Origin of the sequence: Endozoicomonas sp. ALE010 (assembly GCF_049310165.1) — a bacterium.
Classification (GTDB): Bacteria; Pseudomonadota; Gammaproteobacteria; order Pseudomonadales; family Endozoicomonadaceae; genus Endozoicomonas.
Genome location: NZ_JBLYNV010000024.1, coordinates 57,287 through 73,031, shown reverse-complemented (window position 1 = coordinate 73,031; position 15,745 = coordinate 57,287). Strand labels below are relative to the sequence as shown.

Annotated in this window: 17 protein-coding genes and 1 tRNA gene; 14 read left to right on the top strand and 4 right to left on the bottom strand. The window is 47.3% G+C overall.

Annotation, left to right across the window (positions count from 1 at the left end; all coding sequences use genetic code 11):
* Positions 1-122 precede the first annotated feature (122 nt).
* From ACO6UY_RS11970 to ACO6UY_RS11960, 3 genes are all read left to right on the top strand, one after another.
* Positions 123-353, top strand: a complete 231-nt coding sequence (locus tag ACO6UY_RS11970; protein WP_422447639.1) for a type II toxin-antitoxin system Phd/YefM family antitoxin — start codon at positions 123-125, stop codon at positions 351-353.
* Positions 350-745, top strand: coding sequence for a type II toxin-antitoxin system VapC family toxin (locus tag ACO6UY_RS11965; RefSeq protein WP_422447637.1), 396 nt, complete (start codon positions 350-352; stop codon positions 743-745). Before ACO6UY_RS11970 ends, ACO6UY_RS11965 begins: the two co-directional genes overlap by 4 nt.
* A 92-nt stretch (positions 746-837) precedes the next feature.
* Positions 838-1,632, top strand: a complete 795-nt coding sequence (locus ACO6UY_RS11960) for a CPBP family intramembrane glutamic endopeptidase (RefSeq protein WP_422490041.1) — start codon at positions 838-840, stop codon at positions 1,630-1,632.
* A gap of 328 nt (positions 1,633-1,960) precedes the next feature.
* On the opposite strand, the gene ACO6UY_RS11955 is transcribed toward ACO6UY_RS11960, so the two are convergent.
* Complete coding sequence (locus ACO6UY_RS11955) at positions 1,961-2,533, bottom strand: Uma2 family endonuclease (protein ID WP_422490039.1); 573 nt, start codon at positions 2,531-2,533, stop codon at positions 1,961-1,963.
* Between the two features lie 366 nt (positions 2,534-2,899).
* On the opposite strand from ACO6UY_RS11955, the gene ACO6UY_RS11950 reads away from it, so the two are divergent.
* Entirely contained in the window at positions 2,900-4,789 is a 1,890-nt protein-coding gene (locus ACO6UY_RS11950) for a serpin family protein (protein ID WP_422490037.1), read from the top strand.
* Positions 4,790-4,879: 90 nt separating this feature from the next.
* A complete protein-coding gene (locus ACO6UY_RS11945) occupies positions 4,880-5,173 on the top strand; it encodes a hypothetical protein (protein ID WP_422490035.1) in 294 nt (97 codons plus the stop codon).
* Here the strand turns inward: ACO6UY_RS11945 and ACO6UY_RS11940 are convergent.
* The 3 genes from ACO6UY_RS11940 to ACO6UY_RS11930 all read right to left on the bottom strand — a co-directional run bounded on the left by ACO6UY_RS11940 (position 5,166) and on the right by ACO6UY_RS11930 (position 6,957).
* Entirely contained in the window at positions 5,166-5,540 is a 375-nt protein-coding gene (locus ACO6UY_RS11940) for a hypothetical protein (RefSeq protein WP_422490034.1), read from the bottom strand. The two genes, ACO6UY_RS11945 and ACO6UY_RS11940, sit on opposite strands and share 8 nt — an antisense overlap.
* A gap of 750 nt (positions 5,541-6,290) precedes the next feature.
* On the bottom strand, positions 6,291-6,536 hold the full coding sequence (locus ACO6UY_RS11935) for a hypothetical protein (RefSeq protein ID WP_422466402.1): 246 nt from the start codon (positions 6,534-6,536) through the stop codon (positions 6,291-6,293).
* Positions 6,520-6,957, bottom strand: a complete 438-nt coding sequence (locus ACO6UY_RS11930; protein WP_422447623.1) for a hypothetical protein — start codon at positions 6,955-6,957, stop codon at positions 6,520-6,522. Before ACO6UY_RS11930 ends, ACO6UY_RS11935 begins: the two co-directional genes overlap by 17 nt.
* 43 nt (positions 6,958-7,000) lie before the next feature.
* On the opposite strand from ACO6UY_RS11930, the gene ACO6UY_RS11925 reads away from it, so the two are divergent.
* From ACO6UY_RS11925 to rpoB, 9 genes are all read left to right on the top strand, one after another.
* Positions 7,001-7,076: transfer RNA gene (locus ACO6UY_RS11925), tRNA-Trp, on the top strand.
* 89 nt (positions 7,077-7,165) lie between these two features.
* Positions 7,166-7,534: a preprotein translocase subunit SecE gene (gene secE, locus ACO6UY_RS11920; RefSeq protein WP_422490032.1), complete on the top strand. Its 369-nt coding sequence runs from the start codon at positions 7,166-7,168 to the stop codon at positions 7,532-7,534.
* Between the two features lie 12 nt (positions 7,535-7,546).
* Entirely contained in the window at positions 7,547-8,080 is a 534-nt protein-coding gene (nusG, locus tag ACO6UY_RS11915; protein ID WP_422447621.1) for a transcription termination/antitermination protein NusG, read from the top strand.
* A gap of 285 nt (positions 8,081-8,365) precedes the next feature.
* Entirely contained in the window at positions 8,366-8,800 is a 435-nt protein-coding gene (gene rplK, locus ACO6UY_RS11910) for a 50S ribosomal protein L11 (RefSeq protein ID WP_020581778.1), read from the top strand.
* On the top strand, positions 8,800-9,495 hold the full coding sequence (gene rplA, locus ACO6UY_RS11905) for a 50S ribosomal protein L1 (RefSeq protein WP_422447618.1): 696 nt from the start codon (positions 8,800-8,802) through the stop codon (positions 9,493-9,495). Before rplK ends, rplA begins: the two co-directional genes overlap by 1 nt.
* A gap of 306 nt (positions 9,496-9,801) precedes the next feature.
* Positions 9,802-10,332, top strand: a complete 531-nt coding sequence (gene rplJ / locus ACO6UY_RS11900; protein WP_101748379.1) for a 50S ribosomal protein L10 — start codon at positions 9,802-9,804, stop codon at positions 10,330-10,332.
* A gap of 93 nt (positions 10,333-10,425) precedes the next feature.
* Positions 10,426-10,800: a 50S ribosomal protein L7/L12 gene (gene rplL, locus ACO6UY_RS11895; RefSeq protein WP_101748386.1), complete on the top strand. Its 375-nt coding sequence runs from the start codon at positions 10,426-10,428 to the stop codon at positions 10,798-10,800.
* Positions 10,801-10,919: 119 nt separating this feature from the next.
* Positions 10,920-11,135, top strand: coding sequence for a hypothetical protein (locus ACO6UY_RS11890; RefSeq protein WP_422463176.1), 216 nt, complete (start codon positions 10,920-10,922; stop codon positions 11,133-11,135).
* A 465-nt stretch (positions 11,136-11,600) separates the two neighbouring features.
* The gene (gene rpoB / locus ACO6UY_RS11885) at positions 11,601-15,677 is read left to right on the top strand and encodes a DNA-directed RNA polymerase subunit beta (protein ID WP_422490030.1); all 4,077 of its coding nucleotides are present in this window, start codon (positions 11,601-11,603) and stop codon (positions 15,675-15,677) included.
* Positions 15,678-15,745: the final 68 nt, after the last annotated feature.

Here is a 15,745-nt window from a genome sequence, read left to right as displayed (position 1 = left end):
CCACTGCCCACTGCCCACTGCCCACTGCCCACTGCCCACTGCCCACTGCCCACTGCCTCTTGCAGAAGCACTCCGGCTGAACTAGCTTGAGAAGTACAAAGATTTTGTACAAGGAATAAAGAGTGGAACAGGTCAATATCAGCGAACTGAGAGCTAACCTGCTTGATTACCTGAAAAAAGCCCAACAAGGCCAACCCTTTATCGTGACTTCTAATGGTCAAACACTGGCGACCATCTGCGCCCCCGATGCGTTAAAGAAGTATTCAAGAAAAACCCTGAAGGAAGTGGGTAAAAATGCCATTGCCAACGATATTATCGATCCATTGGATGAACCCTGGGAAAACCGGCAATGATTTTATTGGATACCTGTGCCTTTATCTGGGATGCCCTGCAACACGACAAACTCAGCAAACAGGCAAAGCAAATCATCCAACAGGGTGATCGCAAAGGCCAGCTGATGATTTGCGATATCACCCTCTGGGAAGTAGCCATGCTGATAAAACGTAGACGGCTGCAACTGGAATTGAGCGCCGAGAGTTTTTGCCAATTGGCATTACAGGCAAGAGCAATCGACGTTATCCCTATTAACCCAATCATTGCAGAGCTCTCCGTGAACCTGGACAGCAGTATTAATAATGATCCGGCGGACCGTTTGATTGCCGCCACCGCGATTCATCTCGGTGCAACACTTGTTACTGCAGATCGTAATTTGAGAGAGAGCCCGTTGGTGACAAGCGTTTGGTAATACCTGCTACCGTCAATAGTTTTAACCCGAATTGAGGAAAAACTATTTTTAATGGTCTAACCTCCTGATCTAAACGCATAGGGTGGTTATTTATGGGCGTTATATCGTCAAATTTATCGCCTTTTATATCTTCATTGGCACCAGCGGTAAATTCATCCATTAAAGCTTTTGCTGGCAATCGATCCATAGAAGTATTACAAGATCAAGTTAAAAAAATTTTCTTGGGGACGGGTATGAGGCTAACATACACCCCTGTGCAGTTATTATTAGCAAGGCCTTTATTAATGGTAGAGAAAAAGTTAACAGGACGAACAGATTTTAACCCCTATGAAGAAGGTTTTATAGAAAAATTGTCTACAAAGGAAATATTCAAAAATGCCTTCATTGAAGAGGCATTATTCAGGGTTATTTGCCCACAACTTATAAAATCAAACCTACCTTTTGGCGCAGGGTATATCCCGGAGATCATTAGTGCTTTTCTATTTGGAATTGCACATCTTTGCACTGCAAAACCATCTTTCACCCATATATTTATTGAAGCTATAGCAGGTTTTAAATATAACAATATATATAAAAACCATGGATTATTATCAGCAGCTATTGCCCATACAGCTCACAATCTCAGTGTGATTAAACTTCACTGTTTTACAGAAAACGAGGATAGATTAGAACAAATGAAACTAACCTTGAATAGAAACGAAACAAGATTAAAACAAATGAAGGTAAAATTAAATAATCGTAAGCATGCTGCAAAACAAACCAAAAACAATAGCAATTCAATTAAATCTGAAAACTGTCTAAAACTAAGAAGTGGCAGAGTGATCAAGCGATCCAATCTGGCAGGTGTCAACTCCATGAAAGCCCCAGCGTCGTATATTGGAAAATAATAAATCATGCAATGAGATGGTTTCGCCATGGAGTGTTAATATTTCTTCAGCTTGACGACAGAAGTTCGGAGGGGGTAATTCGGTCAAAGTAGCATAGGAGGGCTCAACTACGGGCTGTATGTTATCCTTGTTTTTTGTTTGTTTGCGCGTGATGGGTAAATGCGTGCCATTACCGGACGACTCATGAGCAATAAAATCAACAGTTTCATCGACAACCTGCTGTTGAGTGTCTTTATGCAACGGATTAATAAAAGCAACTGAAGTGATGATGGCTGAAAAAAATTAAAAGCGGATCAGTGGTCTTTATCTGCCCACTGATGACTACCACTTAAAGAACCCCCACCGCATCTTCATAAAGCTCCCGAAGCGTAACTGAAAACCCGATGGAATGGAGCAGCAAGGTATCGGTCTCCTGCTGCAGGCGGATGATCTCCCAGCCGCTGTCGGTACTCTGGTAGAGATCTACGGCAATCTTATCCTGATGGATCAATACATACTCCTTCAACCCCTTGATGGCGGTGTAGGCTGCAAGCTTTTCCATCCGGTCTCTTGCCTCGGTGGTGGGGGATAGCACTTCGGCAATCACGGTTGGCTGATCTTCAACATAGGCGTTCTGGTCAGAATCGTTACAGGCCACCATCACATCCGGATAATAAAAAACATCATTCCCTTTATGGCTGGCATTCACTTTCATATCACTGGAGTAAGCTCTGCAGGGGCTGCCCTGCAGGTGAGCACGCAGCAGGGAGGCAAACGCCAGGGTAAGCAGATTGTGCCTGCGGCTGGCACCCGCCATGGCGATGATCAGCCCGTTAACGTACTCATGCCGCTGGTCTGCCTGCTGTTCAAACGCCAGATAGGCTTCCGGTGTCATAAATTGTAACTGCTCGGCCTGAGCCATTCGCTTCTTCCCGTTCTGTTTATGATCCTTACAGAATAATACACATCAGGGAGTAGTTGGCAGTTTTCAGAAAAAGAAAGTGGGCAGAAAAGGAGGTAGAGTTGAGTTTCGGCGGCCCATGACCTGAAGCCAGAGCACGAATAGTTGGTAATTGCCGACGACTTATTGCTCACGACAAACATCAGGATGCCGAGCAATCGTCGGAAAAGTGATTAAACTAGTCTTGTTAGCGCTGTAGATTTTAGCGCCATTGGAGTAAATAAAGATGGAATCTTCTCAGTGGTGGAAGGAGACCTCAATAGCGAACTGATAAAAAATACTTGCCTTGCGGATGTTATTAACATTAACAGAATCAGGAGTAGCAAAATGTTCAACTCAGTCGGCTTACCCCCAATACCAACTGTTCCTACACGTGCATCGATTGAAACAACAACCTGTAATCAGCAAGAACATCAGGATCGAGCTAAAAAAATAGTTAGCGCATGTATTCGTGATCTGGCGTTTGAAATATTAAAACCTGCAGGTCAGTCCAGCACTGCTTTGTCCGATTCAAGCCTGGCCGCGTCACTGGGTATGTTACTGGCAACCATGGATAACAACGATAAGGAAATGATCCTCGACATACCTCAAGGAGAACTGACACCACATCTTGATTCGGCAATCCATAATGAACTGGGGCGTTTCAGCAGAAAGCATCCTTTCCGAAAGGACCAGATGCTTTCTATATTGAACTTCATGGCATCCGCATATAATCCGGGCCACGAAAAGGGTTTTGTTGATAACCTCACTGAGCACTATAAAGCAGAGCTGCTAACCTCTGATGGCAATAAAAACATAGCTGATGTGACGGATCAATACGTCGAACAAGTTACCGGGGGTGAAATCCCTGGATTGCTGGCAAATCATCCCCTTCGGGATTCGATTGACACCACCATAAACAATGTCGTGTCACTCAAGGCAAAATGGGCTCATGCGTTTAATGCAAGTAACACTAAGTCTCGTCCATTCAGGTGTGCAGACGGGTCCATAATTAACGTCAAAATGATGAGTATAAAGGATCAGATAGGTTACTCTGATGAGCGTAGCCGAAAATTTGAAGCCATTGCCAAACCATTCAGGCAAGGAGAGAATGAGCTTTACCTGGTGGCGATAGCACCGCGTCAAGATTCACCTGATGCCATTGGCAGTATTACTAAAGAGACCATTGATTATCTGATTGACAAATCAATTAACCGCACACCCAGAGAAGTTAAACTGACGTTCCCCGTAATGAAAATAAACAGTACGAACAGCGATCTGTTGGATCAGATTGGTTCTTTCCGGGGTATAAAAATAACTCCGGACAAATTAAAGAAATTAGGCGGACCGACACCTGACTCTCTCAGTACAAAACAAACAATCGTGGCCAAAATAGATGAGGAAGGTGCCCGTGTTTCAGTTGCTACTACGACAGCAATAACCACCAGGTCCGTGGGCTCCGAGAGCAATGCTATTGAATTTGATTTTGATAGCCCCGGGCTGGTTTTTATTGTCGATAAGCAAGGCAATCGTGTGGTTGCAGCAGCGGTTAAAAATGGTGATTTTCTGGTTGCTTCGGGCGAAGCAGAAATTTCTGATGGTGCCAGCTCGAATAGCTTTTCTCATAAAAAGAAAAGAAAGAAACTTACCGATTACTGCATTATGTGTAAAGAGGAGTTTCATGGTATGTGCTTCGAAGGATTTGAAGTGTTGAAACCACAGTTGATAAAATATTTTAAAGAACTGGCAGCGGAGAAAAATAAAAATCCAGTTAAAAAAGATTCTTCCCCATCCACGCAGTCTTTTGTAACTGCCCCAAATTTGGTTGGAAATATGACAGAGACATATCCACAGCCTATTAAAACCAATAAAGAGCTTCCAGGAAATGACTTTTTACCACCAAATGTTGAGCAGTCACAGTCTTTTGACAAGCTGACAAAAGAAGAAAAAGAGAGTCAATTACTAATGGCCTTACAAGAAAAACTCAACGATATTCCTATCAAAGAAATCATATGGGGTGATGTCGGTGTCGATATTATGGTTAACAACCTGGAAGAAGCAGAAAAAATTAAAGAAAAATTAATTGAAATTATTGGAAAAGAACATCAATATTGTGGAGGTGTTCATGACTTTTCCAATTCTGGTTACAAACCCAGAATCTATGTAGACGCAATGTTTAAGTCAAGAGATATCCTGGTAAATAAGCTATTTCCTGACTACCCAAGAATACCGGAATAGTTCAACCCATTTGGCAATAACTGAATAGTCTTATGAAACGGGTGTTACCTATACCGGTCGATCACTTATATGAGTTAATGGAGAGATTCAATGTATAATTCCGGTTTATCTACAATCTTAATCCCAACTAAAGAACAGTACATAGTTTCAGATGATAGGGGAGAAAAATATATTTTAAAGAAAGAGGTTAGTTCAGGGGTTGGTGGTTCCAGGCAATCAATTTGGTCCAAGTGCTCTTTTCCTGATGGTCATTTGATTACTGAGTTTGGAGATAATTCTGTGTTTTCTTTACATTCTTTAAAGTTCACTGGAACACCTGTTAGAGAAAGGAATAGCGTTACACTTACCATAATAAAAAATATGTTTAACGATATATTTATTTGAAAATTGTTTCGATTGCTACCGTGGTTATTTTATTCATGATGCAAGATGAAGCTGAGTAATAAATCAAGACGTCCTTTGCGCCATCAAAAAAACCTTTTGTAATATATGAAGTATCACAATCAGGGGATAGATATACGGTTATACCTGCACCAAGCAGTGACATTATACCGGGCACTATGCATACAAGCCTCTTATCAAGAGTTCTAAGCCATTGCTCCTCATTTGGAAGGAGGCCTAAAAGTAACAGGCTAGTCCCTAACTTGACCTCTTCATAAACGGCTTGATTTTCATTAGAAATATTTTCATTAATCAGCTTGGTAAGTCCGGAAATAGCATGCTGACCCCCATAATAAACTTGAATATCCATTGTCATAGCAAAAAAATCGACTAACAGTAGTAATAATTTTTCAGGCCAAATGTAACGCTCTGGATGACCCTATCTGGACCATCAGTTTTTAGTCGGACAACTTGACCTATAGATGCTTTCATTTTTTACCATCCGCAGGGAAATACAGAATTGGTAATCTTTGGACAACTGAATGTTACTGTAGTTCCGATATAAAAAATCACTTAAATTGAAACTTTAGTACTTAAATACTCTTTGTGACGTCCCCACCCTGCCGGACGAGGGTTCCTGATCGCTCAAGAATGTTTATAATTCCTTGCGATAGCCGGAGTATTTTAGGGAAAATGTCGGTAATAAATAATAAAACCCACTTTCACCACCAAAATAACGTAATCATCTGATTTTGAACCATATATTCTATTCGAATATATGGTTGGCACGATATTTAATCGTTTAAAATCAAAATGTTACCAAGGGGTGGTGAAGGTCGGATAAAAGCGAAGCTGGAAAAAATTGCTCCCTGATGTCGGCTTTTTAATTTATTTAAACCTGACCGGGTTTTCGTGTCATACAAGTCTTAAGTCGAGCTGGTTATTACTGCCATCATCTATTACAAGTGAGCTTTGAGCAGATTGCCAGAAAATCAGGGGCACTTACTAATCATCAACAAGAGGATTCATCCCACGGATAAACAGCTCAGCCTGACTCTGTCGCATATCATCGACATTACGGGCAACCACGGTGCAATTATGGACTAAACCCGTCACTGCATTAATCCATCAATAGCCGGTATTGGGGGGGTACCTGTTCGGCTTCGGTTTGAATTGAGCCCCATTTAAGGGCCGAACTTATGTCCACTGGCAGGATTCGATGCCTGAATCTGTCTTTCAGGTCAAATTCCAGCCAGTTGCGTAATTTCTCTACGCCGGGCAGGATCTTGATTTTTTTTGACCCCTTTTCAATCTCTCCCAGTATCAATACACTCAGGTAAAGACTCTGTTCATCTACATTTCCCAACCAATCTATCAACGTCAAGACGCAATAAAAGTTGGCGGTGGGCAGAAAATAAAGTTGCTTTCGCTTTTTCTTTATCTGTCCACTGCCAACTTTTCTTTCCTCTATTCTTGCTTTTTTCTTTCGATTGCTGTTTTATATGCGGCGGTTCGAGGCCCTTGAGCTTGTCACTGGTGATTTGTCGTTTATTTTGTGGTTGCATGGTTTGTGTGTGTCCACAGGCGGCATGAGTGGGAAGGTTGAAGGGGCTTGAAAAGACCGGCTGATGTGATAAGATACTGAAACGAAAGGGGTTTTTATCTTTTCTTCCCTTTCGGGTGTTTGTTGAAATGTTTTGTTTTTGAGAGATGCGTGTCTCTTTTCTCGGGTACTGATTGGTTTTTGTGCTCGATAAGTCGAAAGGCTTTTCAGGTCGGTTAATCATGATTATAATTCACCGGCACTGCAATCCAGAGTGATAGCGATTTAGGCCAGTAGTTCAATTGGTAGAGCACCGGTCTCCAAAACCGGGGGTTGGGGGTTCGATTCCCTCCTGGCCTGCCATTTCCAATGATCAAGCTCCTGGGGTGCTTGTTCTCAGAGGTCTTTTTAAAGATCTTTTCAAGAAAGCCTGGATAGAGAAAATCAAGCTGATGAGTGGAAATTCTGAAATTGCGACTTCGGGTCGTCTGGATGGTCTCAAATGGGGCCTTGTGGCGGTTCTGGTCGCTGTTGGTGTTTACGGTAATTATTACTTCTCTGCTGAGTCGCTCCTTCTCAGGGTTGTCGGTTTGCTGGTGATTGCGGCGGTTGCCGGGTTTGTTGCTCTGCAGACGATAAAGGGTGGTGCCTTCTGGGCGTTGCTGAAGGATGCCAAAACCGAGATTCGCAAGGTTGTCTGGCCTACTCGTCAGGAGACGGTGCAAACTACTCTGGTGGTGGTTGCCGTCGTGTTAGTGATGGGCCTTATTTTGTGGGGGCTCGATTCTCTGCTAGGCTGGATGATCAGCAGCCTGATTTGATAGGGACAGGACATGGCGAAACGATGGTATGTGGTTCATGCCTACTCTGGATACGAGAAGCAGGTGTTGCGCTCTTTGAATGAGCGTATCAAGCGTCTTGCTATGGAAGAGTATTTTGGCGAAATTCTGGTGCCTACCGAGGAAGTGGTAGAGATTAAAAACGGCCAGAAGCGCAAGAGCGAAAGAAAATTCTTTCCGGGCTATGTGTTAGTCCAGATGGAAATGAACGAAGACTCGTGGCATCTGATTAAAGATACGCCACGGGTGATGGGCTTTATCGGTGGTACGGCCGACAAGCCTGCGCCGATCACTGAAAAAGAAGCGGATGCGATTCTTCGTCGTGTGCACGAAGGTGCTGAGGCTCCAAGGCCCAAGACTCTGTTTGAGCCGGGTGAGATGGTTCGTGTTATTGAAGGTCCTTTTGCCGACTTTAACGGTGTGGTGGAAGGTGTTAACTACGAGAAGAGTCGTCTCCAGGTGGCGGTAATGATCTTTGGTCGCTCAACGCCGGTCGAGCTTGAGTTTGGCCAGGTTGAAAAAGTGTAAGCTGATCAAATTGATCCCATAACCCCGTTTGCCAGTTCAGGCCGCGGGGTTTTGTGTTTTTGGGGGTTGGGCTTGCATCCTCCCTTATTATTCGGGCTGAAAACGATAATTGTGTAAATTGCAATTATCTTACGTGTTTTTGCGCTGGTGCTTTCGGGATGATTTCTGTAAACTACCGCGCTTTGTAGACGGGTAGCCGTGGAATTTGATGTTTTTTCGGGATTTCTTGTTAAGGAGCCCGGGATAGAGCGTCAAATGAGGCAGTGACCCACGTAGAGGTTAACAATGGCCAAGAAAGTACAAGCTTATATTAAGCTTCAAGTGCCTGCTGGACAGGCGAACCCATCCCCACCTGTTGGTCCTGCCCTGGGTCAGCACGGTGTTAACATCATGGAATTCTGTAAGGCGTTCAACGCAAGCACCCAGAAAATGGATGCTGGCATGCCGATTCCTGTTGTTATTACTGTATACAGCGATCGCAGTTTCACTTTCGAAACCAAGACTCCGCCTGCTTCTGTTCTGCTGATGAAAACTCTGAAGCTGAAGAAGGGTTCTGGCCGTCCAAATACCGAGAAAGTCGGTACTGTGACTCGCGAGCAACTGCTTGAAGTTGCCAAGATCAAAGAGCCTGATCTGACTGCTGCTGACGAAGACGCAGCGGTACGTACCATTGCTGGTTCAGCTCGTTCCATGGGTCTGATCGTGGAGGGTGTTGAGTAATGGCTAAGATGTCAAAGCGTGCCAAGCTGATTGCTGAAAAGATCGACTCTACCAAGTCTTACGGCTTTGAAGAAGCCGCCAGTCTGCTGAAAGAGATCTCCAGCGTCAAGTTCAAGGAAACGATCGAAGTTTCTGTCAACCTGGGTGTGGATCCTCGTAAATCTGACCAGGTAGTTCGTGGTTCTACCGTACTGCCTAACGGTACCGGTAAAGACGTCCGTGTTGCTGTGTTCACCCAGGGTGCTAACGCTGAAGCCGCTAAAGAAGCAGGTGCTGAAGTGGTTGGTATGGAAGACCTGGCTGAGCAGGTTAAAGCGGGTCAGATGGACTTCGACGTAGTGATCGCCTCTCCTGATGCGATGCGCGTTGTTGGTCAGCTGGGTCAGATTCTCGGTCCACGCGGCCTGATGCCTAACCCTAAGGTTGGTACTGTAACACCTAACGTTGCTGAAGCGGTTAAGAACGCTAAGGCTGGTCAGGTTCGTTTCCGTACTGACAAGAACGGTATCATCCACGCTGGCGTTGGTAAGATCGACTTCGAAGCGGCTGCCCTGAAGCAGAACGTTGAAGCTCTGCTGGTTGATCTGAAGAAGCTGAAGCCTTCTTCCAGCAAAGGCGTTTACATGAAGAAAGTTACCCTGTCCTCTACCATGGGTCCGGGTCTGACTATCGACATGTCTTCTCTGTCTGCGTAAGCGATAGAAAGAATGACTGAAATCTGGATTGTCAGATTTCTGGCTGGTGCAAGCCAGCCGCAACCCTCTTTGGGGTCCCTGCTTTCGTGGCGGGGGTCGTCAAAGATCGCAGGTGTCCAATGCCGTGCCTGTTCAGTCAGGGGCCTTTCTTCGGAAAGGGTTATAGGTGGAGGGCTTAATGTCCTGCGTAGACGGTGAGTATGCGTTTTATCCAAAACGATATACACCCATCACCGTATTGTAAGCGCTTAATGATTTATCTTGGATAAATCATAAGTGAAACTTCATAAATTTGGAGTAAAGCCCATGGCGTTAGGACTCGAAGACAAGAAGGCTATTGTGGCCGAAGTCAGCGAGGCTGCACAAAGCGCTCTGTCGGCTGTAATCGCGGACTACCGTGGTCTTACTGTTAGTCAAATGACTGCTCTGCGTAAGCAGGCTCGTGAAGGTGGCGTCTACCTGAAGGTAGTTCGTAACACCCTGGCCAAGCGCGCTGTAGAAGGTACTGAGCTTCAGTGCCTGCAGGAAGTTCTGGTAGGCCCTACTGTGCTTGCTTTCTCTATGGAAGATCCGGGTGCCGCTGCGCGTCTGATGAAGGATTTTGCCAAAGAGAACAAAGAGCTGGACATCAAAGCCCTGTCTATTTCCGGACAGTTGCTGGGTGCAGAACAGATCGATGTTCTGGCCAAGATGCCTACTCTGGATCAGGCTCGCGCAATGCTGATGAGCGTAATGATCGCACCGGTAACCAAGCTGGCAAGAACTCTGAACGAGATTCCTGCAAGCATTACCCGTGTTGTGGCAGCTGTTGCCGACGAGAAGAAGAAAGCCGCTTAATCCTTGCCGGATTGGTTTTCTTGCTTTTTTGCTTAAACAAATTCCGGGGTTGACTGTTTGTTTGCCCCAACCAAGATTTTTGGAGATATAGAGATGGCTCTGTCCAAAGAAGATATCCTGAATGCAATCGCTGAAATGTCTGTAATGGACGTTGTTGAACTGGTTTCCGCTATGGAAGAAAAGTTTGGCGTTTCTGCTGCTGCTGCTGTTGCTGTTGCTGCTGCTCCTGCTGAAGCTGCTGCCGCTGCTGAAGAAAAAACTGAGTTCGACGTAATCCTGGCTGACGCTGGCGAGAAGAAAGTTAACGTCATCAAGGTAGTACGTGCTGCTACTGGTCTGGGTCTGAAAGAAGCCAAGGCTGTTGTAGACGGCGCTCCAGCTCCTCTGAAAGAAGGCGCTTCTAAAGAAGAAGCTGAAGAGCTGAAGAAGCAGCTGGAAGAAGCTGGTGCTAAAGTAGAAATCAAGTAATTTCTACAAAAGCATTGCATAATCCCGGGTCTGTTGCATAATAGATTCAGGTGGCTGGTGCCTGCGAGGGTGCCGGCCTTTTTTCCGTTGTATGAGCTATATCGTCTGAGTAACTGTATTTGCACGTAGATCCTGTTCTATATCATGAAACTTCCCATTCTTTTCAGTCTTTATGGCTGGATGGGGTTCTTCGTGATGTTGATCGGGGTATTGCTGTTTTGGCAGATCGTTGTGGCAGCGGTATGGACCTGGAAAAGTCGTCACAGAAACTGATCAATCTGGAGAAGGCTTTTTGTGATGGTGTAAAACGTTTAAATACAGGGGTTTTCCGGTAATTGCAGTACCACTTCAGATCGAGCTGTGAGATGATGGTAGATTGCTGTAGAGAATTCATGCGCTGACCGTTTTGCCCAGCCTGACATATAAAAGCTGTCTAATAAACCATTGGGCAGATTTGAATACCGCTTCCGTTGCCTTGTGCGATGTAAGCGGTATTGCCGTGAAAGCAGGGTAGTAAATCTGAACAATAGTGTCAGGTTGCTTTCTGTTCAGGCGCTAAAGCTCATACAACGGTTGATGTCTATCACGACATGAAGTGTCGACAACGATGCACAGTGTCTGTAACGGCATTAAGAGTATCTGCAACACCTCAGGGGTGTCTGTGATACAGGTCAGTAGATGACCATAAAAGTTGAAAATTTATTGGTTTTGACAGGGAGCCACCCGCTCTCGAACTAACCTACTATGGCCAGGCGACGCCGCCTGAAGTCAAAAACAGGTAACCAAGCTGGGGAACGCTGATGGCATACTCGTATACAGAGAAAAAACGCATCCGCAAGGACTTCGGCAAGCTGCCGAGTGTCATGAATGTGCCGTATCTGCTGGCGATTCAGCTTGATTCATATCACAAGCTGTTGCAGTCAGATAAAGAACCGGCAGCCAGAGAAGATATCGGGCTGCACGCAGCCTTCAAATCCGTCTTTCCAATCGTAAGCTATTCCGGCAATGCCGCCCTTGAATATGTTAGCTACAGACTGGGTGCTCCTGCGTTTGATGTCAAGGAATGCCAGCTCAGGGGTGTCACTTACGCAGTACCTCTGCGGGTCAAGGTGCGCCTGATTATCTACGATAAAGACTCCGCTAACAAGGCAATCAAGGATATCAAAGAGCAGGAAGTGTACATGGGCGAAATTCCGCTCATGACCGATAACGGTACCTTTGTTATCAATGGTACAGAGCGTGTTATCGTATCTCAGCTGCATCGCTCTCCGGGCGTATTCTTTGATAATGACCGGGGTAAGACTCACTCCTCCGGTAAGCTGCTGTATTCTGCCCGTGTTATTCCTTACCGTGGTTCATGGCTGGACTTTGAGTTTGATCCAAAGGATCTGCTGTATGTCCGTATCGACCGTCGTCGTAAGCTGCCTGCCACCATCCTGCTGAGAGCCATCGGGCTTTCCAATGAAGAAATTCTTGATAATTTCTTTGATTTTGTTGAATTCAACATTGGCGCTGAAAATGTCAGCACCGAGTTTGTTGCCGATCGTCTGAGAGGCGAGGCGGCCAGCTTTGATATCTACGATAACGACGGTAACGTTGTTGTAGAGCAGGGCCGTCGTGTCACTGCACGACACCTCCGTGACCTGCAAAAAGCCAACATCAAGAACCTGGAAGCGCCGGTAGATTATATCTATGGCCGTGTTCTGGCGAAGACTGTTATTCACAAATCTACTGGTGAAATCATTGTTGAGTGCAACACTGAGATCACCCCTGACGTTTATGAAAAACTGCTGTCTGCCGGTATCAAAACCGTAGAAACGCTGTACATCAATGAGCTGGAGTGTGGTCCGTTCATGTCTGACACCCTGCGTGCAGACACCACCACCAACCGTCTGGAAGCGCTCGTTGAAATCTACCGCATGATGCGCCCCGGTGAACCACCAACACAGGATGCTGCTGAAGCCCTGTTCCAGAACCTGTTCTTCTCCACCGAGCGTTATGACCTGTCTGCCGTCGGTCGAATGAAGTTCAACCGTCGTCTGGGACGTGATGAAGATACCGGTTCCGGTGTTCTGGATAACTCCGACATTATTGATGTCCTGCGCATTCTGGTTGATATCCGTAATGGTAAAGGCGTTTGTGACGATATCGATCACCTGGGTAACCGTCGTGTACGTTCCGTGGGTGAAATGGCTGAGAACCAGTTCCGTGTCGGTCTGGTACGTGTTGAGCGTGCCGTTAAGGAACGTCTGAGCCTGGCGGAGTCCGAAGGCCTGATGCCTCAGGATCTGATCAATGCCAAGCCGGTAGCGGCGGCGATCAAGGAGTTCTTCGGTTCCAGCCAGCTGTCCCAGTTTATGGACCAGAACAACCCGCTGTCCGAGATTACTCACAAGCGTCGTGTATCTGCGTTGGGCCCGGGTGGTCTGACCCGTGAGCGTGCCGGCTTCGAGGTGCGTGACGTACACGCGACTCACTACGGTCGTGTCTGCCCGATCGAGACGCCTGAAGGTCCAAACATCGGTCTGATCAACTCGCTGGCAACCTATGCCCGTACCAATGACTATGGCTTCCTGGAAGCGCCATATCGTCGCGTTGTTGATGGCCAGGTCACTGATGACGTGGATTACCTGTCTGCTATCGAAGAAGGTGAATACGTTATCGCCCAGGCTTCTGCGGCCATGGACGAAAAACGACAACTGACAGAAGAGCTGGTTGTTGTTCGTTACCGTGGTGAAGCCACCCTGATGAGCCCGGATAAAGTCCAGTACATGGACGTATCCACCAAGCAGATGGTGTCGGTTGCGGCTTCTCTGATTCCATTCCTTGAGCACGACGACGCTAACCGTGCCTTGATGGGATCGAACATGCAACGTCAGGCCGTACCAACCCTGAGAGCAGAGAAGCCTCTGGTGGGTACCGGTATGGAGCGTAACGTGGCTTCCGACTCCGGTGTCTGTGTGGTTGCCCGTCGTGGCGGTGTGATCGATACCGTTGACGCAGCCCGTATCGTGGTTCGTGTGAACGATGATGAAGTGCAGCCAGGTGAGGCCGGTGTTGATATCTACAACCTGACCAAATACACCCGTTCTAACCAGAACACCTGTATTAACCAGCGTTCCCTGGTGAAGGCGGGCGATCAGATTGCCCGTGGCGACATCATGGCGGATGGTCCGTCTGTGGACATGGGTGAACTGGCGCTGGGTCAGAACATGCGCGTCGCGTTCATGCCCTGGAACGGATACAACTTTGAGGACTCCATCCTCATCTCTGAGCGTGTCGTTCAGGAAGACCGCTTTACCACCATCCACATCCAGGAACTGACCTGTGTGGCCCGTGACACCAAGCTGGGTTCCGAAGAGATCACTGGCGATATTCCCAACGTTGGTGAGTCCGCCCTGAACAAGCTGGATGAAGCCGGTATCGTTTATGTGGGTGCAGAAGTGGGCGCTGGTGACATTCTGGTGGGTAAGGTGACGCCAAAAGGTGAAACCCAGCTGACGCCGGAAGAAAAGCTGCTGCGTGCCATCTTCGGTGAGAAGGCATCCGATGTTAAGGATACCTCTCTGCGTGTGCCGACCAGTGTCAAAGGTACCGTTATTGACGTGCAGGTCTTTACCCGTGATGGCGTAGAGAAGGACTCCCGTGCGCTTTCTATTGAAAAGGCGCAACTGGATGAATACCGCAAGGACCTGAATGAAGAGTTCCGTGTGGTTGAGCATGACACCTTCGCCCGTCTGCGTGGTGCCCTGCGTGATCAGCCGGTGGTTCGCGCCCCGGGTCTTGGCAAGGGTGACCGGATCAGCGACAGCTATCTGGATGGCCTGGAGCACGAGCAGTGGTTCAAACTGTCCATGGAAGACGAAGCACTCAATGAGATGCTGGATCTGTCCAGAGAACAGCTGAAAGAGCGTCGTGCCCAGCTGGATGAGCGCTTCGAAGACAAGAAGAAGAAGCTCCAGACTGGCGATGATATGGCCCCTGGCGTGCTGAAGATCGTCAAGGTCTACCTGGCCATCAAGCGTCGTATCCAGCCTGGTGACAAGATGGCGGGACGTCACGGTAACAAGGGTGTTATCTCCGTCATCATGCCGGTAGAAGACATGCCGCACGATGAAGAGGGTAATCCGGTTGATATCGTACTGAACCCTCTGGGTGTACCATCGCGAATGAACGTTGGTCAGGTGCTGGAGACTCACCTGGGTGCTGCGGCCAAGGGCCTTGGCGTCAAGATCAACCGCATGCTGGAAGCTCAGCAGAGCATCGCGCAACTGCGCAAGTTCCTGGACGAAGTTTACAACGGTATCCCTGGTTCCAGCCCGGTGGAAGTTGACTCCTTCAGCGACACCGAAGTGCTGGAGCTGGCCCGCAACCTGCGTGGCGGTGTCCCGATGGCAACGGCGGTATTTGACGGTGCCAAAGAGACCGAGATCAAGCGCCTGCTGCGCCTGGCGGACATGAACGACAGTGGCCAGGTCAAGCTGTTTGACGGTCGTACCGGTGAATTCTTTGAGCGTCCGGTCACCGTTGGCTACATGTACATGCTCAAGCTGAACCATTTGGTAGACGACAAGATGCACGCTCGTTCTACTGGTTCTTACTCTCTGGTTACCCAGCAGCCTCTGGGTGGTAAGGCACAATTCGGTGGCCAGCGTTTCGGGGAGATGGAGGTCTGGGCACTGGAAGCTTACGGTGCTGCCTACACTCTGCAGGAAATGCTGACTGTGAAGTCCGATGACGTCACTGGCCGTACCAAGATGTACAAAAACATCGTGGATGGCGACCACAGAATGGAAGCCGGTATGCCGGAATCCTTCAACGTACTGTTGAAGGAAATCCGCTCACTGGGCATCGACATCGAACTGGAAACCGAATAACGAACGTGTGGCCAGGGTGCCTGCTCTCTGATAGAACAGCAGGCACCTTGCACCGCGAGGAGATACGA